This is a genomic window from Micromonospora sp. NPDC053740, from assembly GCF_040677775.1.
Classification (GTDB): Bacteria; Actinomycetota; Actinomycetes; order Mycobacteriales; family Micromonosporaceae; genus Micromonospora; species Micromonospora alfalfae.
Genome location: NZ_JBFASO010000005.1, coordinates 77713 through 94938 on the forward strand (window position 1 = coordinate 77713; position 17226 = coordinate 94938).

A 17226-nucleotide genomic window follows, 5' to 3' on the forward strand; every position below is an offset into this window, starting at 1 on the left:
TCAGCGGGCCCGGACCGGGCCGGTGCTGGAACGCAACGAGATGGGCGGGCTGTAGAGGCGGTGTCGTGGCACGGCGCCGGGAGCGGCGATGCTCTCCAGCAGCAGCGACACCGCCTCGGCGCCCATCTCGACCATCGGCACGTCGGCGGCGGTCAGCGGCGGGCGGAAATCCTCGGCCCAGTGCTGCGCGGCGACTCCGGTGACGGAGAAGTCGCGTGGCACGGACAGCCCGGCGCCGGTCAACGCGCGCTGCATTCCGGGCAGTGCGGCCTCGTTGATGGTGGCCACCGCCGTGACCTCCGGGTGCGTCGCGAGCAGTTGCTCCATACACGCCTCGCCGGAGGCGGTGTCATCGCCGCTGCAGACCTCCACGCCGGTCAACCCCCGCTCCACCGCCGCCGCGCGAAAGCCGGTCAGCGCGCGATGGCTGGGGCCGTACCCGGCGGCCACCAACTCGGCGGAGCGATTCACGAGTGCCACGTGCCGGTGCCCCAGATCGGCCAGGTGCTGCACGCACCGGGCGATCAGCCCGGCGTAGTCGATGTCGATCCAGCTCATTCCGTGCGGCTCGGCGGTCCGGCCGATGGTGACGAACGGCAGCCCGGCCCTGGTCAGCCGGGTCACCCGGTCGTCTGCCAACCGGATCTCCATGAGGACCACGCCGTCCACCCGACGCCCGGTGACGATCCGTTCGAACGACCGGTCATGGTCGCCACCGGAGGGGGACAGCAGCACGTCGAGGTCGTGTCGGGCGGCGGCCTCGACGACGCTGGCGACGAAGCCCAGCTGCATGTCGGTCAACCGCTGGCTCGCTGGCGGGATGACCAGCCCGAGGGTACGGGTGCGCCCCTCCTTCAGAGCACGGGCGCTGGCGTTCGGCCGGTAGTCCAACTCGTCGATGACCGACTGGATCCGTTGTCGGGTCGCCTCCGACACGCTGCGTTTTCCGCTGAGCACGTAGGAAACGGTGCTGCGGGACACCCCCGCCCGGCGAGCGATCTCCCCGATGTTCATCAATCGCCCTCGAATCGATTTTTGCCCCGATACGGGGACGCACCGTGCTCCGCTGACCAGCATATCCGTCCTCAGGCTCATCGATCGATGACCAACGCGTGCCAACTAGCGCTAATAGATGGACGACCATTAATGTCACAGGTATGACGTGTGACGTCAATTCCATCGCCGCACCCCACCCCACACCACCCACCGGAAGGTTCCAATGAAGGTGAAGAGAAAACTGGGTCGCCTGATGGCCGCCGCCGGAACCCTGTTCGTCCTCGTCGTCGGCGCTGGCGCCTACGCGGTCTCGGACGCGCCGGGCGTCGCCCACGCCGCCGGCACCGGCCCGTGTGACATCTACGCCTCCGGCGGCACGCCGTGCGTGGCCGCGCACAGCACCACCCGCGCGCTGTACGGCGCGTACAACGGCCCGCTCTACCAGGTCCGACGATCGTCGGACAACACCACCCGCGACGTCGGTGTGCTCAGCGAGGGCGGCTACGCCAACGCCGCCACCCAGGACACGTTCTGCGCCAACACCAACTGCGTCATCACGATCATCTACGACCAGTCCGGCCGCAACAACCGTCTCACCCAGGCGCCCCCCGGCTACTTCGTCGGCCCCGCTCCCGGCGGATTCGACAACCTCGCCGACGCGAAGGCGGCGCCGGTCACCGTCGGCGGGCAGAAGGCGTACGGCGTCTACATCGCCCCCGGCACCGGCTACCGCAACAACAACACGAACGGGGTCGCGACCGGCGACCAGCCCGAGGGCATCTACGCGGTGGTCGACGGCACGCACTACAACCAGTGGTGCTGCTTCGACTACGGCAACGCGCAGACGAACAGCCTCGCCGACGAACGCGCCATCATGGAGACCGTCTACTTCGGCGCCAACAAGCAGTGGGGCTACGGGGCGGGAGCCGGCCCCTGGATCATGGCCGACCTGGAGTGGGGGCTGTTCTCCGGGGTCAACGCGGGCTACAACAACATCGCGTCGATCAACCACCGCTTCGTCACCGCCATGGTCAAGGGCGAGCCGAACCACTGGGCGATCCGGGGCGGCAACGCCCAGTCGGGCAGCCTGACGACCTACTTCGACGGGCCACGCCCCAACGGCTACCACCCGATGAAGAAGGAGGGCGCCATCCTGCTCGGCATCGGCGGTGACAACAGCATCACCGGTCGCGGCACCTTCTTCGAGGGCGTGTTGACCTCCGGCTACCCGACGGCGGCCACCGAGAACGCCGTCCAGGCCAACATCAACGCCGCCGCCTACGCGCCGTCCGGCGGCGGCAACCCGCAACAGAACGTCCAGGTCGTCGGCGCCCAGTCCAGCCGCTGCATCGACGTACCGAACGGCAGCACCACCAACGGCACCCAGGTCCAACTCTGGGACTGCACCGGCAACACCGCGCAGCGCTGGACCTACACCGCCGGCAAACAACTCCAGGTGTACGGCAACAAGTGCCTTGATGCCTTCGGCCAGGGCACCACCAACGGCACCCAGGCCATCATCTGGGACTGCCACGGCGGCACCAACCAACAGTGGAACCTCAACTCCAACGGCACCATCACCGGCGTCCAGTCCGGGCTCTGCCTCGACGCCAACGCTGCCGGCACCGCGAACGGCACCAAGCTCATCCTCTGGGCCTGCAACGGCGGCACCAACCAACGGTGGTCCACCCGCAGCTGACCCACCGCACGACTGATCACCAGTGCCGCCCCCGCAGTGCCACCGGGGGCGGCACGACCTTTAAGGGCGTGTTTCGGAAGTGCTGGCCAGCGACCCGGTGCGGGTATGTTTCGGGGCTGGCGAACAGCGGGGGTCGGATGGTCAAGGGTTGGCACGGCTGGCTCGGTACGTTCAACGGCGTCGTCCTCATCACTGTGGTCGTCCTGCCGTTGGCCGCGCTTGCGGTGTGGGCGTTGGCCCGCCGCCGACGGGCCGCCGGCGCCACGTCGGCGTGGCGGACGTCGCTGGCCGACGTCGGCATTGTCTACGGCACGGTCCCCTGGGTATGGATGATCATGCTGCCGGGTGACAAGGCCGGTGCCGTCTCCGGCCGGGTGACACTGGTGCCGCTGCGCGACCTGCTCACGATCTTCTCCGACGGGGGGCCGCTGACGGCGACGGTCCAGGTCGTCGGCAACCTGCTGGTCTTCGCGGCTCTGGGGTTCCTTGCCCCGCTGCGGTTCCCGGCGCTGGCGTCGGTGCCGCGGATCCTGGTCCTCGCGGCCGGCTGCTCGGTAGTGGTCGAGACCGCCCAGTACGTCCTGCGGCTGGACCGGGTGTCGTCGGTGGACGACGTCCTGCTCAACGCAGCGGGCGCCGGGCTGGCGGCGCTGGCGTCACGCCGTTGGTGGCCGGCCAAGCCCGACGCGTCCACAGATCGTCGACCTCGGCCGGCCCCGGCAGCGCGACGCTGAGCGTCGGAGGAGGGAGCTACCATCCGCTGGTGATCGAGGAATTGATCAGGAGAGTGGCGGACGAGGACGACGACGCGATCGAGGAGTTGAGCGAGATCGCCGCTGCCGATCCACAGCGGCTGTCGCCGTACCACGGGGCCCTTCTCGACCTCGACCTGCTGTGGCCGCCGACGTTGTACCGGGCGGCGGGCGCCGACGTGGTCGGCCGGGTCGTCGAGCAGGTCGACGGCGGGCGGACACCGGACCGACTCAACCATCTGCTCCTCATCCTGGCCCACAGCGCCCACCCACTCGCCGAGAACGCCCTGCGTCGCTGGTCGACGCACCCGCCGGCCGGCGCGGACGACCTGCACGTGGGTGCGCTGAGCTACGCGGTCGAGGGCGGTTGGACGATCGGCCCGGACGGCAACCGACGCGACCTGTGCGCTGACGTCGCGTACCGGTGGGTCATGCGGGACGCGCCGGCGCCCGCGGACCGCACCGCCTGCCCCTGGTGCGCGTCTCCGCTCTGGGTCGCTGCCGACCTCGACACCACCGACCCCGCCATCGGTGCCGCGCTGGCCCACACCGGCTGGTCCGGCCGCCTGGTCATCGAGACCTGCCACTTCTGCGCCTGCTACACGACGTTGTACAGCCGGGTCACGCCGGCCGGCGCCACCACCTGGTGGGCCGACAACACCCGTCCGAGCTACCTGGGCGCCGATGCCGGGCCGGAGGACCCGCCGACACTGCTCCCGGTTGCGGGGCCGGCACTGGCGAGCCCGTACCAGGCCAGCGCCTGGAATCAGGGCGGCTCCACCCTGGGTGGCCGACCGGACTGGATCCAGGACGCCGAGCACGCCGACTGCCCCGGCTGCGGGGAACCGATGGACTACCTGGGTCTGATCGGCGGCGCGGACCTGGACGACGTCGGCGAGGGCGCCTACTACCTGCACCTGCACCAGCCGTGCGGGTTCGCCGCGGTGAACTACCAACAGAGCTGACAGTCGATCATGTCGGCGGCTCTGCCAGCCGCTCCAGCCGCGCCAGACCATCCCAGCCACGCTCACGCATCAGACCCAGCAGTCGCTTCACCCGCGGGTCCGCCTCGACGGCCAACGCGTCCAGAAGGTCGAACGGTAGATCGTCCTGCGCCACCTCACCGAGGTCGATCTCGCCAGAGCGGTATGCCTGCTCGGCCAGGCTGGCCAGGATGTCGGCGGCCTCCACCAGACCCGCGTCGTCGCCGCTGTCACTCTCGAAGATCTCCGACAGGATCCGATAGAGCCGGATGAGTTGCGGGTCGTCGAGCTGCGCGATCTTGTCAGGCATCCATTCGCGGACACGATCGGGCCAGCGCGCCGACATCAGGATCCAACTGTCCCGCTCACCCGCCACCACCCGCTCGGAGACGCCAATGTCCCGGAGCCGGTCCAGGTAGGTGGTCACCTCTGGTGCGAGCGCCAGACGATCCCCGGCGGCGAGTTGCGCGATCTGCTTCCGGCTGGCCTCCAGTCGTGCGATCTCGTCGCCCAGTTGCCTGTCGATCTCCTCGACGGCGGCCGCGAAGGTCGACGCGTCGGCCTCCAGCATCTGACCGATCTGGGACAGCGGCACGCCGGCGTTGGCGAGAATCCGGATCCTGATGAGGGACACCACAGCTCCTGCGCTGTACCGCCGGTAGCCCGAGGCGTCCCGCTCGGGCTCCGGCAGCAGGCCGATCTGGTGGTAGTGCCGTACCGCCCGCACCGTGACGCCGGCGTACGCAGCCAGTTGGCTGATCGTCAGCATGCCCTGATCCTGCCCCTCGACTCGCTCGGCCCCACCCGAATCCAGCTCAGGAGATCTTGCGGCGGTAGGTCAGGTTGGCGAACAGGTAGGCCACCGCGAGGATGCCGACGCACCAGGCGAGGGCGGTCCAGATGCCCGATCCGACCGGCTCCTGCGCGAAGAGGTCTCGGATCGCGTTGACGATCGCGGTCACCGGCTGGTGCTCGGCGAAGGCGCGCACCGGGCCGGGCATCGACGCGGTGGGCACGAAGGCCGAACTGACGAACGGCAGGAAGATCAGCGGGTACGAGAAGGCGCTCGCACCGTCGACTGACTGGGCGGTGAGGCCGGGAATGATGGCGATCCAGGTCAGCGCCAGGGTGAACAGCACCAGGATGCCGGCCACGGCGAGCCACCCCAGCACGCTCGTCCCGGTGCGGAAGCCCATGAGCAGGGCGACGAGGACGACGACGACCAACGAGATCAGATTGGCGACCAGTGAGGTCAACACGTGCGCCCAGAGCACCGAGGATCGTGCGATCGGCATGGACTGGAACCGTTCGAAGATGCCGCCCTGCATGTCCAGGAAGAGCCGGAAGGCGGTGTACGAGATGCCCGAGGCGATCGTGATGAGCAGGATGCCGGGGAGCAGATAGTTCACGTACGAGTCGGAGCCGGTCTCGATAGCGCCGCCGAAGACGTAGACGAACAGCAGCATGAAGGCGACAGGCATGACCGCCGTCGTGATGATGGTGTCCGGGCTGCGGGCGATGTGGCGCAGCGAGCGTCCCAGCAGGACTGTGGTGTCGCCGAGGAAGTGCCTGTTCATCGTTGTTCCTTCTCGGTCTTGGCGCCCACCAGGGTGAGGAAGACGTCCTCAAGGGTCGGCTGCTTCTCGACGTACTCGATCTCGGCTGGTGGCAGGAGCTGTTTGAGCTCTTCGAGGGTGCCGTTCACGATGATCCGTCCCTCGTGGAGGATCGCGATCCGGTCGGCGAGCTGTTCGGCCTCGTCGAGGTACTGGGTGGTCAGCAGCACCGTCGTGCCGCCGCGGGCGAGTTCCCTGATCGCCTGCCACACCTCGATGCGCGCCTCGGGGTCGAGCCCCGTCGTCGGCTCGTCGAGGAAGATGACCGGCGGGTTCCCGATCAGGCTCATCGCGATGTCGAGACGGCGACGCATGCCGCCGGAGTAGGTCCGCACCCTCCGGGCGCCGGCCTCGGTCAGCGAGAAGCGCCGCAGCAGGTCGTCCGCTGTCGAACCGGGCTCCTTGAGGTGCCGCAGCCGGGCGACCAGGACCAGGTTCTCCCGCCCGGTGAGGATTTCGTCGACCGCCGCGAACTGCCCGGTGAGACTGATCGACTGCCGTACGTCGGCGGCCTGGGTCGCCACGTCGAAGCCGGCGACCCGGGCCGTCCCGCCGTCGGCCCTGAGGAGCGTGGCCAGGATCCTCACCACTGTGGTCTTGCCGGCACCGTTCGAGCCGAGCAGGGCGAAGATGCTGCCCCGCGCGACGTCGATGTCGACGCCGCGCAGCACCGTGAGCTGCTTGAACGACTTCTCCAGGCCGTGCACGTGGATCGCGGGCTGCTCGGCCTGAGCTGTTGTGTGCGAATTGCTCATGGCGGCAGCATGGAGGGTTGACGCAGCGTCAAGGTCAAGCCCGGCGCCGCGGGTCTCAGTCGGGCTTGGGTTGGGACCGCAGGCGACGCATCTGGGCGTGGCTGAGGTCGTGCGCTCGGTTCATGTGGCGTGTGACCACCTCCAGCTCCTCGTCGGTGTGCTCGTCGAGAAGTGCCTGCCAGGACTGGCCGAGGTCGTCCCAGACCGCTGTGACCCGGTCGAGGCGATCCGGCACCGGGGTGACCAGCACCCGACGCCGGTCCTCCTGATCGGGCGTCCGTTTGACGTAGCCGCCACGTTCGAGCCGGTCGACCAGTCGGGTGGCCGATCCCGTGGTCAGTCCGGTCATCTCGGCGACCTCGCGCACAGTGGGCGGCGCGGGAGCCGCCGAGAGCAGGCTCAGGAACTGCACGTCGGTCGGGTGGAGCCCCAGGTGGTCGGCGATGGCCTGGTTGAACAGGACGTACGAGGCCAGATAGCGCCGGGACGCCATCGACAGCTCCTCGAACAGCCGGCTTCGACGCTTCGCAGTCATCCGCATCACATCCCAATCAGTTGCGCGACGCAGCAATCCGCCATAATCTGCTGCGTGGCGCAGTTAATGCGTTACGCAGCTATCTTACCTCCTGGAGGACCCATGCTCACCGTCGCCGTCACCGGCGCCACCGGAGCCCAGGGCGGTGCCACCGCCCGCGCCCTGCTGGCGGCCGGTCAGCGGGTACGCGCCATCACCCGCCAGCCCACCTCGCCGGCCGCCGAAGCCCTGCGCGACCTCGGGGCGGAGATATGCCAGGCCGACTTCGACGACAGCGCGTCCCTCGACGCCGCGCTCGCCGGATCCGACTCGTTGTTCGCTGTCACCACACCGTTCGGCAGCGACCTCGCCACCGAGGTCCGGCAGGGCCGGGCCCTCATCGATGCCGCGGCAGCCGCCGGCCTCAGCCACCTCGTGCTGACCACCGTCGCGCACGCCGACCGCGACACCGGCGTCCCGCACTACGAGAGCAAACACCTGGTCGAGCAGCATCTGCGCACCTCCACGGTGCCCTGGACGGTCATCGCGCCAGCCGCCTTCATGGACAACTACGCCAGCGGCTGGACGCTCGACGGCCTGCGCAGGGACACCTTCGCCTGGCCGATGCCCGCGAACCGGCCGCTCGCCCTCATCCCGGCGGTCGACATCGGCACCTTCGCCGCGCTCGTCCTCCAGCGCTCGGACGAGTTCGCCGGGCGCCGCATCGACATCGCCTCCGACGAACGCACACACCCACCCAACTGGCCGAGATCCTGGCGGGCGCCATCGGCAGCCCGATCACCCACGTGCAGGTGCCGCTGGCCCAGGTTCGACAGCGGTCCACCGACCTGGCGGCCATGTTCGACTACTTCAGCACCGCGGGCCTGACCGTCGACGTCGCCGCGCTGCGTCGCGACTACCCCGAGGTCGGCTGGCACAGCTTCGCCGACTGGGCCGCCGCCCAGGACTGGCCCGCCCTGCTGCCGGCGACGCGTGCGCGACCCTGACTCTTAACTCCGATGTCACCGCCCGATCCCATTGGTGACGTGTCGCTGTTCGCCCGAAGGAGTTGGCTGCCAGACGTCGCACTTGCCTGGACCAGGAGTTGATCCACGTGCCTTCCTCTCGTCGTACCTTCCTCGCCAGTGGCGCCGCCGCCGGCGTCGGCCTTGCCGTCGCGGGCGGCCTGCCGTCCCTGGCCCAGGCCAGCCCGGCCCGGCCGCACCCGCCGGTGAAGCCCGGTAACGTGCCCTTCCCGCCGCTCGTGGACGACCCCAGGGGAATCCTGGCCCTACCCAAGGGCTTCAGCTACACAGTGGTCACCCGGACCGGTGTCACCCGACTCGACCGCGGCCAGGGCGTTACCCCGTCGGATCATGACGGCATGGCCGTCTACGAAGCCGGCCACGGCCGGTACACCCTCATCCAGAACCACGAGATCGACCCGGGCGCCGAGTTCGGCGTGCCGCACGTCAAGGGCACGGTCTACGACGCGGGCGCCGTCGACGCCGGTGGTTGCACCGTGATCAGGACCGACCTCGCGGGCCGCAACCTCGGTGAGTTCGTGGCGCTCTCCGGAACCATCTCCAACTGCGCCGGCGGGCCGACCCCCTGGGGCACCTGGCTCACCTGCGAGGAGACCGAGGACCGGGCCGGCGACACGTGGGAAGAGGGTGGCCGGTCCGGCGTCTACCAGAAGGACCACGGCTACGTCTTCGAGGTGTGGGCCGACGGCAGCGCCGACCCGAAGCCGATCAAGTGCCTGGGCCGCTACTCCCACGAGGCCCTGGCCGTCGACAAGGACCGCACCCGGATCTACCTCTCCGAGGACGCCGACGAGCCCAACGGCCTCTTCTACCGCTGGACCGCGCCACACGGCGTCAAGCTGGGCCCGGGCGTGCTCACCCGCCTCGCACCGAACGCCGGCGTCCTCGCCGCGATGCAGATCATCATGGATGACGGTTCGGTGCTGCCGGACGTCGCGTACCTGACCTCCGCCCAACTGGGTCGCCCCTTCCCGGTCCGGTGGATCGAGGTGCCGGACCGCGACGCGCGCACCACGTCGGTGCGCGAGCAGTTCGCCGACGGTCAGGTCACCCGCGGGCGCAAGTTCGAGGGCGTGTGGGCCACCGACGAGGGCGTGTACGTGGTCAACTCGTACGCCTGGGATGAGGGTGACCTGCCGGCGGACGCGGCGCCGCACGACGGAATGGTCTGGTTCTACAACTACAGGAACCAGACCATCCAGCTGGTGACGTACTTCCCGCACCAGACCCAGTCCGAGGAGGGTGCGGCGGTCAAGTACACCGACCTCACCTTCGACGGCCCGGACAACGTGACAGTCACTCCGTGGGGAAGCCTCGTGCTCGCCGAGGACGGCACCGGCGCCTCGCACGTGCTCAGCACGATCCCGGGCGGGCCCACGTACGCGATCGCCCGCAACCAGCTCAACGACTCGGAGTTCTGCGGGCCGACCTTCAGCGCGGACGGCAAGGTGCTCTTCGTCAACATGCAGGACCCGGGCCTCACCCTGGCCATCACCGGTCCGTGGGAGAAGTACCTGGGCTGACCGAGCCCACACATCGGGGGCCAGGCGGTTTCGCCTGGCCCCCATCAGGTTCGGCCGCGCTCAGGAGACGCGCGGCAGGCGGCACTAGTCGAGGCAGAACTCGTTGCCCTCGACGTCCTCCATGTTCAGGCACGACTCGTTCTCGCCGTCGGCGAGCAACAACTGCCCGCGTACCGCGCCGAGCGGGATCAGCCGCGCGCATTCGGCCTCGAGTGCGGCCAGGCGCTCCTCGCCCACGAGCCCGGTGCCGACCCGCACGTCGAGGTGCACCCGGTTCTTGACGACCTTGCCCTCGGGCACCCGCTGGAAGTACAGGCGCGGGCCCACTCCCGACGGGTCACTGCACGCGAACCACGAACCCTGCTCGGAATTGACATCGTCCCAGGAGGCGAACCCCTCCGGAGGAGGCGGCGGGACGTACCCCAACACCTCACACCAGAAACGACCGACGCGCACAGGTTCGGCGCAGTCGAAAGTCACTTGTACCTGCTTGACCGACATCCGTTCACTCTAAGAGTCGCGCTGCCCCCGCTGTTTCCCGTACCCCGCCATCCTGAGCACGGGTGAGCTACCTCCGCCAGGGCGTCACGCTGGCGGCCGGCACCGTGGTGATCACGTAATCCTCGGTCAGGTCCGACTGCACGTCGACCGTCGCGTCCCTCCCCACGTACCGGACGACGAACACGGTTGAGCGGAGCCACGTCTCGTCGTACCCGACAAGGCTTTCGGGCAACTCACCGACGAGTCGCACGTCGTCGCCGGGCCTGAGCACCGCGCCGTCCGGAGCCTCACCGCGCTGAACCGCCGAGATCGCGTCGAGGAGAGTCTCCAGCGGGGCGGTGTCCGCACCGTAGTGCACGAGATGGCCCGCTTGGCCGAAGATCAGGTCGGCCTCGGCTCTGCTCAGATTGGCGAGCGCCTCGACCGCACCGGCCGCCAGGGCCGGCCCCTCCGACGTCTGCAGTTGCGCCGCGAACGCCAGGAGCAGGCGATCGAGGACGTTTTCTGCGGTCTGCTCGTCGGTCACCCGGCGACGATATGCGAGCCATCGACGCCGCTGTCTGCCGGCGCGACAGTGCTCACGGTGAAGGCTGAGCGTGCCCAGGGCCATTGGGCCGGGTCCGACGGTCGATCATCGTCAAGGTGCAGGGCTACGACGGACGTGCTCGTCGACTCGGCGACGGTCTGACCAGGATTCGGACCGGCCCGATGATGCCCTGGGGTTCGGTCGCCGTGGTCGAGCGTCGCCACGACCACGGCGTCCATGAACCCCGCAGACGTCAGTGCGTGCTCCGCGGCCTCGGCGTCGGCGTCGCGCCCGAGCGCTTGAGCAGGAACGCCCCGCCGACGATGAAGACGACGCCGAGGATCACCCCGACGAGGTTGCCTTGAGAGAGGCTGGAGACGATCCCCAGCACGCCCACGACGATCGCCAGCACGCCGAGGATCCGCATGGTGTAGCCACCGACAGACCTGACCCGTTCATTCGTCATGGTGTGCCTTCTGCCCGAGGCGCCAATCGCGTAAACGGTGCAGCGTGGATCAGGCCGCCGCCGTCAGCCGGGGGCGGTGATCTCACTCCACCTTGGTGAGAAGTGGTTTCCCCTTCTCAACGACGTACGTGGCCAGTTCGACAGCGATACCGTCGCCAACGTTGCGGGCCTGGTGGTGCACACCGTATGGGACCGTGAGCGCGTCGCCGGGATTACACACCATGGGTGGCTGCCCCTCCAGCCGATATTCGAGCGTTCCCTGCAGAACACAGATGATTTCCTCGCCGGGATGGAAATGCTTGAACGGTGGCGAATCCGGAGTGAACTCCACCCGAGTCTGGATGACCTCTCGCCCGGGAATGCTGAGGTCGTGCCGTTGCAGATCGATCCGCCACAGCCCTGGTGCTGACTCCACCGCTGTGGGGCTGATCCCCTCCGGTCGATCCTTGGTGCTCATCACGGCCTCCTGTGAGCCGTCGGGCCGACGGCCATTACTCGGATTGGTGCATCCCCGTCGAGGATAGGTAGCCGCAGACGGTTAGGGGCGGGGATGCCGACACGGAGGTTCGATTCCACGACGCCGGCCTGTGCGGGGCGCGTAAATCGGCTTGTGCTGTTTCCTGAGGACTGTTTCGCTGTTGCCCGTGACCGAGCTTCGTACGCCGCGACTGCGCCTGCACCCCATCGACACCGCGGAGGGTGAACGCATCGTCGGGCGGCGCGCCGGGGCCGGGGATGACTGGGCCGAGGACTTCCCGTTCGACGGCGACATCCTCGGCGTGCGGGGCTTTCTCGCCGCCACCGCCGCCTACGGCGACCGACGTCCATTCGGGCACTACCGGATCACCCGCACCGCCGACGGCAAGGCCATCGGAGGAATCGGCTTCAAGGGTCAGCCGGAGAACGGACGCATCGAGGTCGGTTACGGCCTCGCCCCGTCAGCCCGGGGAAACGGCTACGCGGCGGAGCCCCTCGCCGCCCTGCTCGACCTCGCGACCGCACACGGGCTGTCCCGCGTCGTCGCCGAGACCACGGCCGACAACGTCGCCTCCCGGCGGACCCTCGAACGTGCCGGCTTCCGGCACACCGGCACCAACGATGATCTCTACCAGTACGAGGTACTCCTCAGCGCCCCCTCGTGACCGGCCAGGACGCGGTAGTCCGATCCCCGGCGGCCTGCGGGCAGCCGAGTTCAGCGACGGGGCAGCAGCCCTCGTTCGGTCATGTAGGCCCGCAACGTCTCGGCATCCTCGGCGGACATCAGCCAGCGGGGGATCACGGTCGCCGGCATTCGGCCGACGTACACGACCCAGAAGTCGCCGGCGTCCTGCACCTGGGCAACCCCGTCCCAGGCGATGCCGCCGGACTCCGAACCGCTGCGCATCATGATGTTGTCATCGGTGATGTCGTAGGCGCCCTCGACGGCGTAACTACCGGAACGGCGTCGGGCGCGCGCCAGCACCCACGGCCGGTACAGCATCGACAGCACGCCGGCCACCACCAGCGCGGTCCACAGCGGCGAACTCCGCTCGCCCCACCCGAACCCCCGCGAGACGACGAGACCGATGACCCCGACCGCCGTCAGGGCCGCCCCGATGTAGCCGAATCTGCGGAGCCGGACGTTGCCGAGGGCAGCGGCCACCCGGCTCGGGTAGGCGGGATCGGCCGGAACGTCAAAGCGGATGTGCACGCCAGAACGATAGTGCCTCCACCCGCCCCGGAAGGCGCCTTGCCCCGCCGCACCTGACAAGGCACGGGCATCCGGGTGCGGCAGTCTGATGAGGTGAACGCCGACGACGTCCGAGTGCCCCGGGCCCAAGCGGGGTCGAGCCCGCAGCATCTGCTGACGACGGTGCTCGGCGAGTACCTGGACTCCTCCGACGCCGACCTGCCGTCGACGGCGGTCATCGCGATTCTGCGGGAGTTCGGGATCAGCGAGTCCAGCGCCCGTGCCGCGCTGTCCCGGCTGGTCAAACGTGGTCTCATCGCGACGCGGAGGAAGGGCCGATCGCCGGTCTACCACCTCACGCCGCAGGCGATCGCCAAGCACCGCTCCCGGATGCGGCACTTCCTGAACTTCGGCTCCCACCCGGCGCCCTGGACCGGCGAATGGGTGCTGGCCTCCTTCTCCGTTCCGAACGCCGGCCAGGCGTCGCGTCATGCGCTCCGCAGGTCGTTCACCGCACTGGGGTTCGTCGGCCTGTACGACAGCGTGTGGATCCGGCCGGGATCCGACGCCGCGCCGGCACGGGAGGCGCTGCACGCGCTGCTGCAGCACGTCGAGGGTGCCCGATGGTCGGTCCTGCACGCCCGGTTCGACGAGGAGGCAGGGCCACACGGCCCGGCTTCCGCGTACGACCTGACCAGGCTCGCCTCGGCGTACTCGGACTTCATCGAGCAGTACGCGGAGCTGCGGGCAGCCGCACGCACCGGGGAGGTGGAGCCGGCCCGGGCGCTGGTGGCTCGGACCTCCGCGATGGATTGTTGGCGGAAGTTCGCCGACATCGACCCGGACCTCCCACCGCACCTGCTGCCGGAGCCCTGGCCCCGCCAGGAGGCCCGGGAGACCTTCCTGGACATCCACACCACGCTCGGCTCGCTCGCTCAGGCGCGTCTGGTCGAGGTGGCAACTCCGCACTGGCCGGATGCCGCCTCGTGGATCACCCACTTCCAGGCGTCGAGGGATCCATCGCGGCCCGAGCCGACCGGCGGAAACCACGGCAGCGGCCCACGTCCCGGCTGACGGCGTCGCGGCCGGTCAGAGCCAACCAGACATTGACACTTTTCGTTGCGACAGTGATAGTAACTGCATACAGCTCCCATCGGAGCGCCTGTAGGGACCGCGGCCGGGCGGTCGCCGGCGCTGAATGAGCGGGCAGTGGCGACCGAGGGCACGGCCGCCACTCAGGCCGCGACGCGCCCCGTCGACCAGACCCGTGGCCAGCGCTGACCACTCTCGTCGGGACGCGAGTGACACAACCGCCACCGCGGGGAGCGCCACAGTGACTGTTCCTGGAGGGTTCAATGAGAAGGCGAGCGAAGATCTACGCGGGGCTGGCTGCCGCCATCGTCCCGGTCACCTCCGTGATCATGGCGCTCGGCGGGACACCGGCGTCCGCCGCCATCGGCGGTTCCGGTCCCTACCCCGCCGACTACGAAACCTCGGCCACCCTGGCCAACCACACCATCTTCCGACCGCAGACCCTCCCGTCCGAACGCCTGCCCATCGTCGTGTGGGGCAACGGCGGCTGCTCGGCCAACGGCCTCTCCCAGGGCAACTTCCTCCGCGAGATCGCCTCCCACGGCTTCCTCGCCATCGCCAACGGCGCCCCGAACGGTTCCGGCTCCACCACCTCCCAGATGCTCACCCAGTCCATCGACTGGGCGGTCGCGGAGAACTCCCGGCAGGGCAGCAAGTACTACAACAAGATCGACACGAGCAAGGTCGCCGTCGCGGGCTTCTCCTGCGGAGGCCTGGAGGCGTACGCCGTCTCGAACGACCCGCGCGTCACCACGACCGGCATCTTCAGCAGCGGACTGCTGAACGACGCCGACGACTACCAGCTCAGGAGACTGACCAAGCCGATCGCCTACTTCGTCGGCGGGCCCAGCGACATCGCCTACCCGAACGCCATCGACGACTGGGGCAAGCTGCCCGCCGGCCTGCCCGCGTTCATGGGCAACCTGAACGTCGGGCATGGCGGCACCTACGACCAGGCCAACGGCGGCGAGTTCGGCCGCGTGGCGACTCTCTACTTCAAATGGCGACTGAAGGGTGACACCACCGCCGGCCGCAACTTCGTCGGCGCCGACTGCGGTCTGTGCCGCAGCCAGTGGAGCGTCCAGCAGAAGAACCTGACGCTCGACGACGGCACGCCGCCGCCGACCACGCCACCTCCGACGACACCGCCGCCGCCGACCACGCCACCTCCGACGACACCGCCGCCGCCGACCACGCCATCTCCGACGACACCGCCGCCGACCGGCACCCCCGGCTGCACCGCTGTCTACTCGGTCCAGGACCAGTGGAACGGCGGATTCGTCGCCAACGTCAGCGTCACCGCGGGATCCACAGCGCTGACCGGCTGGCGGGTCACCCTCACCCTACCGAGCGGCGCGTCGGTCAGCTCGCTCTGGAACGGCGTCAGCAGCGGCACCAGCGGGACCATCACCGTCGCCAACCAGAGCTACAACGGGAGACTGGCCGCAGGTCAGGCCACCAGCTTCGGATTCCAGGGCACCGGCAGCGGCAGCGGAGCCACAGCGAGTTGCGCCGGAAGCTGACACCCCAGACAAATCGATTCGCTCGGCGGGCCGGTGCCCCGGCACCGGCCCGCCGTGGGTGCGCGACGGCCCGACGGATAGGGAAGACTGGCCGGCATGGCTGATCTGAGCGATGCGAAGGCCGCGCTGCACGTCTACCTTCGCGGGACCCGCGAAGACCTCATCTGGAAGCTCGACGGGCTCAGCGAACGTGAGGTCAGGCTGCCCCGCACGGCGACCGGCAACAACCTGCTGGGCATTCTCAAGCACTGCCTCAATGTCGAAGCCGGCTACTTCGGGCCCACCTTCGGCCGCGACTTCCCGACCCCTGACGAGCTGGTCCCGATGGAGGCGTTCGACGAGGACCCCCAGGCAGACTGGTACGCCCGGGAGGACGAGACGAAGGACGGGCTGATCGACCTGTACCGCCGGGTCGGCGCGTTCGCGGACCAGACGATCGACGAGCTGCCGCTCGACGCGCCCGGGCAGGTGCCGTGGTGGCAGCCCGGTGCGCAGGACGTGACCCTGCAGCGGATCATCATCCACGTGACCTGCGATCTCGCCCGTCACGCCGGGCACGCCGACATCATCCGCGAACAGCACGACACAACGATCGGCCTTCGACGGGAGAACACCAACATCCCCGACGACTACGACTGGCCGGCGTACGTCAGCAAGCTGACCAAGCTGGCCGACCACTTCGCGTGATCGGCGAACCCATCGACGGGCGAGACGAGCTCGCCCGGATCGAAGCGGCGTTCGTGGGCACGCCACTGGCCGGCCTGCCGATCGGGCACGGCCCGTCGGGCACCCTCCTCGTCGCCGACGTCGACCCCGATCGGCTGCACGAGGTCTGGCAGGCCGCCGACGCGCTGGTGCCGGTCATCGGACGCCGACCTGTCATGGCCACCGACGACTTCGACGACGCGCTGACCATCCGGTCCAAGCCCGAGCAGGGCCCGTCGGAGTCGGAGCTGCGCGCGTTCGTCGAGGCGGCGGCGTCTTCCGAACCCTGGCTGACCTACCGCCACCACAGGGTGGACCAACAGGTCGACGAGGACGAGATCGAGTTCTACGCGCGTGGCACGACCGGCGTCGACCTGACCGCCCTGGTGCCCGATGTGGTGCTGCCGACACCACTCCCGGTGCTGGAGCGGGCGCTGTACGACCGGCTGCTCGCCGACGCCGACCTGCACGCCCAGGTGCTTGGCAACGTGCGGCTCGTGACGCAGACCGACTACTGGTATACGCCGGACAGCGTCCTGCTCATGTTGCTGCCCACCAGCGACGTCCGTGCCTCCGCGTACTGGGTGGACTTCTACGGTGCGCTCACCGAGGAAGAGCAGCAGCGGCTCGCCGAGGTGCTGGCGCAGTGGCGGCACCGGTGGGACGCCCGCCTGGTCGCGTCGTGGGGCACCATGCTCCAGTTTCAGGTGGGTCGTCGCCCGACGCCGGGTGACGAGGCGTGGGCTGCCGCCGGTCAGCTCAAGGCGCTCGCTCCGGATCTCGAACTGAGCCAGTGGGAGGTCGCCGTCGCCCTAGCGGCCGGTGACGCGTGGTTCGTCCACAACCGACCCTGACAGAGG

21 protein-coding genes are annotated in these 17226 nt (G+C 69.2%); 11 read left to right on the forward strand and 10 right to left on the reverse strand.

Annotation, left to right across the window (positions count from 1 at the left end):
- Entirely contained in the window at positions 1-1014 is a 1014-nt protein-coding gene (locus AB0K35_RS15435) for a LacI family DNA-binding transcriptional regulator (RefSeq protein WP_238666837.1), read from the reverse strand.
- A 205-nt stretch (positions 1015-1219) separates the two neighbouring features.
- Between AB0K35_RS15435 and AB0K35_RS15440 the strand changes: the two genes are divergently transcribed.
- From AB0K35_RS15440 to AB0K35_RS15450, 3 genes are all read left to right on the forward strand, one after another.
- A complete protein-coding gene (locus AB0K35_RS15440; protein ID WP_363885793.1) occupies positions 1220-2695 on the forward strand; it encodes an arabinofuranosidase catalytic domain-containing protein in 1476 nt (491 codons plus the stop codon).
- A 137-nt stretch (positions 2696-2832) separates the two neighbouring features.
- Positions 2833-3429 carry a VanZ family protein gene (locus AB0K35_RS15445; RefSeq protein ID WP_238666835.1) on the forward strand — a complete coding sequence of 199 codons (597 nt, stop codon included), beginning with the start codon at positions 2833-2835 and terminating at the stop codon, positions 3427-3429.
- Positions 3430-3458: 29 nt separating this feature from the next.
- Positions 3459-4412, forward strand: a complete 954-nt coding sequence (locus tag AB0K35_RS15450) for a hypothetical protein (protein WP_363885795.1) — start codon at positions 3459-3461, stop codon at positions 4410-4412.
- 7 nt (positions 4413-4419) lie between these two features.
- Here the strand turns inward: AB0K35_RS15450 and AB0K35_RS15455 are convergent, their stop codons facing one another.
- The 4 genes from AB0K35_RS15455 to AB0K35_RS15470 are packed head-to-tail and all read right to left on the reverse strand — an operon-like array spanning position 4420 to position 7336.
- On the reverse strand, positions 4420-5199 hold the full coding sequence (locus AB0K35_RS15455; RefSeq protein ID WP_238666833.1) for a MerR family transcriptional regulator: 780 nt from the start codon (positions 5197-5199) through the stop codon (positions 4420-4422).
- 46 nt (positions 5200-5245) lie between these two features.
- Complete coding sequence (locus AB0K35_RS15460; RefSeq protein WP_238666832.1) at positions 5246-6007, reverse strand: ABC transporter permease; 762 nt, start codon at positions 6005-6007, stop codon at positions 5246-5248.
- Positions 6004-6801 carry an ATP-binding cassette domain-containing protein gene (locus AB0K35_RS15465; RefSeq protein WP_238666831.1) on the reverse strand — a complete coding sequence of 266 codons (798 nt, stop codon included), beginning with the start codon at positions 6799-6801 and terminating at the stop codon, positions 6004-6006. Before AB0K35_RS15465 ends, AB0K35_RS15460 begins: the two co-directional genes overlap by 4 nt.
- 55 nt (positions 6802-6856) lie before the next feature.
- Complete coding sequence (locus AB0K35_RS15470; protein WP_363885798.1) at positions 6857-7336, reverse strand: MarR family transcriptional regulator; 480 nt, start codon at positions 7334-7336, stop codon at positions 6857-6859.
- Positions 7337-7438: 102 nt separating this feature from the next.
- Between AB0K35_RS15470 and AB0K35_RS15475 the strand changes: the two genes are divergently transcribed.
- From AB0K35_RS15475 to AB0K35_RS15485, 3 genes are all read left to right on the forward strand, one after another.
- Complete coding sequence (locus AB0K35_RS15475) at positions 7439-8203, forward strand: NmrA/HSCARG family protein (protein WP_363885800.1); 765 nt, start codon at positions 7439-7441, stop codon at positions 8201-8203.
- Positions 8173-8322, forward strand: a complete 150-nt coding sequence (locus tag AB0K35_RS15480) for a hypothetical protein (protein ID WP_363885802.1) — start codon at positions 8173-8175, stop codon at positions 8320-8322. The genes AB0K35_RS15475 and AB0K35_RS15480 overlap by 31 nt, the downstream gene beginning before the upstream one ends.
- 107 nt (positions 8323-8429) lie before the next feature.
- A complete protein-coding gene (locus AB0K35_RS15485) occupies positions 8430-9884 on the forward strand; it encodes an alkaline phosphatase PhoX (RefSeq protein ID WP_363885804.1) in 1455 nt (484 codons plus the stop codon).
- Between the two features lie 84 nt (positions 9885-9968).
- Here AB0K35_RS15485 and AB0K35_RS15490 read toward each other — a convergent pair whose 3' ends face one another.
- The 4 genes from AB0K35_RS15490 to AB0K35_RS15505 form a co-directional block, all read right to left on the reverse strand.
- Positions 9969-10385 (reverse strand): VOC family protein, encoded by a 417-nt coding sequence (locus tag AB0K35_RS15490; protein ID WP_238666827.1) that lies wholly within the window; start codon positions 10383-10385, stop codon positions 9969-9971.
- A 67-nt stretch (positions 10386-10452) separates the two neighbouring features.
- Complete coding sequence (locus tag AB0K35_RS15495) at positions 10453-10911, reverse strand: hypothetical protein (protein WP_363885806.1); 459 nt, start codon at positions 10909-10911, stop codon at positions 10453-10455.
- A 253-nt stretch (positions 10912-11164) separates the two neighbouring features.
- The gene (locus AB0K35_RS15500) at positions 11165-11377 is read right to left on the reverse strand and encodes a hypothetical protein (RefSeq protein WP_238666825.1); all 213 of its coding nucleotides are present in this window, start codon (positions 11375-11377) and stop codon (positions 11165-11167) included.
- Positions 11378-11459: 82 nt separating this feature from the next.
- Positions 11460-11834 (reverse strand): cupin domain-containing protein, encoded by a 375-nt coding sequence (locus AB0K35_RS15505; RefSeq protein WP_091400980.1) that lies wholly within the window; start codon positions 11832-11834, stop codon positions 11460-11462.
- A 187-nt stretch (positions 11835-12021) separates the two neighbouring features.
- Here AB0K35_RS15505 and AB0K35_RS15510 point away from each other — a divergent pair, with 187 nt between their 5' ends.
- Positions 12022-12519, forward strand: coding sequence for a GNAT family protein (locus AB0K35_RS15510; protein ID WP_363885808.1), 498 nt, complete (start codon positions 12022-12024; stop codon positions 12517-12519).
- Between the two features lie 50 nt (positions 12520-12569).
- Here AB0K35_RS15510 and AB0K35_RS15515 read toward each other — a convergent pair whose 3' ends face one another.
- A complete protein-coding gene (locus AB0K35_RS15515; RefSeq protein WP_363885810.1) occupies positions 12570-13067 on the reverse strand; it encodes a YcxB family protein in 498 nt (165 codons plus the stop codon).
- Positions 13068-13160: 93 nt separating this feature from the next.
- Here AB0K35_RS15515 and AB0K35_RS15520 point away from each other — a divergent pair, with 93 nt between their 5' ends.
- The 4 genes from AB0K35_RS15520 to AB0K35_RS15535 all read left to right on the forward strand — a co-directional run bounded on the left by AB0K35_RS15520 (position 13161) and on the right by AB0K35_RS15535 (position 17220).
- Positions 13161-14120 (forward strand): PaaX family transcriptional regulator C-terminal domain-containing protein, encoded by a 960-nt coding sequence (locus AB0K35_RS15520; protein WP_363885812.1) that lies wholly within the window; start codon positions 13161-13163, stop codon positions 14118-14120.
- Between the two features lie 281 nt (positions 14121-14401).
- On the forward strand, positions 14402-15661 hold the full coding sequence (locus tag AB0K35_RS15525) for a cellulose binding domain-containing protein (RefSeq protein WP_363885814.1): 1260 nt from the start codon (positions 14402-14404) through the stop codon (positions 15659-15661).
- A 96-nt stretch (positions 15662-15757) separates the two neighbouring features.
- Complete coding sequence (locus tag AB0K35_RS15530; RefSeq protein WP_238666820.1) at positions 15758-16348, forward strand: DinB family protein; 591 nt, start codon at positions 15758-15760, stop codon at positions 16346-16348.
- On the forward strand, positions 16345-17220 hold the full coding sequence (locus AB0K35_RS15535) for a DUF4253 domain-containing protein (protein ID WP_363885816.1): 876 nt from the start codon (positions 16345-16347) through the stop codon (positions 17218-17220). The genes AB0K35_RS15530 and AB0K35_RS15535 overlap by 4 nt, the downstream gene beginning before the upstream one ends.
- Positions 17221-17226: the final 6 nt, after the last annotated feature.

Coding starts and splice junctions, on each gene's coding strand:
- AB0K35_RS15435 (WP_238666837.1), bottom strand. CDS start 1,014: ATGAACATCGGGGAGATCGCTCGCCGGGCGGGGGTGTCCCGCAGCACC.
- AB0K35_RS15440 (WP_363885793.1), top strand. CDS start 1,220: ATGAAGGTGAAGAGAAAACTGGGTCGCCTGATGGCCGCCGCCGGAACC.
- AB0K35_RS15445 (WP_238666835.1), top strand. CDS start 2,833: ATGGTCAAGGGTTGGCACGGCTGGCTCGGTACGTTCAACGGCGTCGTC.
- AB0K35_RS15455 (WP_238666833.1), bottom strand. CDS start 5,199: ATGCTGACGATCAGCCAACTGGCTGCGTACGCCGGCGTCACGGTGCGG.
- AB0K35_RS15460 (WP_238666832.1), bottom strand. CDS start 6,007: ATGAACAGGCACTTCCTCGGCGACACCACAGTCCTGCTGGGACGCTCG.
- AB0K35_RS15465 (WP_238666831.1), bottom strand. CDS start 6,801: ATGAGCAATTCGCACACAACAGCTCAGGCCGAGCAGCCCGCGATCCAC.
- AB0K35_RS15470 (WP_363885798.1), bottom strand. CDS start 7,336: ATGACTGCGAAGCGTCGAAGCCGGCTGTTCGAGGAGCTGTCGATGGCG.
- AB0K35_RS15475 (WP_363885800.1), top strand. CDS start 7,439: ATGCTCACCGTCGCCGTCACCGGCGCCACCGGAGCCCAGGGCGGTGCC.
- AB0K35_RS15480 (WP_363885802.1), top strand. CDS start 8,173: ATGTTCGACTACTTCAGCACCGCGGGCCTGACCGTCGACGTCGCCGCG.
- AB0K35_RS15490 (WP_238666827.1), bottom strand. CDS start 10,385: ATGTCGGTCAAGCAGGTACAAGTGACTTTCGACTGCGCCGAACCTGTG.
- AB0K35_RS15500 (WP_238666825.1), bottom strand. CDS start 11,377: ATGACGAATGAACGGGTCAGGTCTGTCGGTGGCTACACCATGCGGATC.
- AB0K35_RS15505 (WP_091400980.1), bottom strand. CDS start 11,834: ATGAGCACCAAGGATCGACCGGAGGGGATCAGCCCCACAGCGGTGGAG.
- AB0K35_RS15525 (WP_363885814.1), top strand. CDS start 14,402: ATGAGAAGGCGAGCGAAGATCTACGCGGGGCTGGCTGCCGCCATCGTC.
- AB0K35_RS15530 (WP_238666820.1), top strand. CDS start 15,758: ATGGCTGATCTGAGCGATGCGAAGGCCGCGCTGCACGTCTACCTTCGC.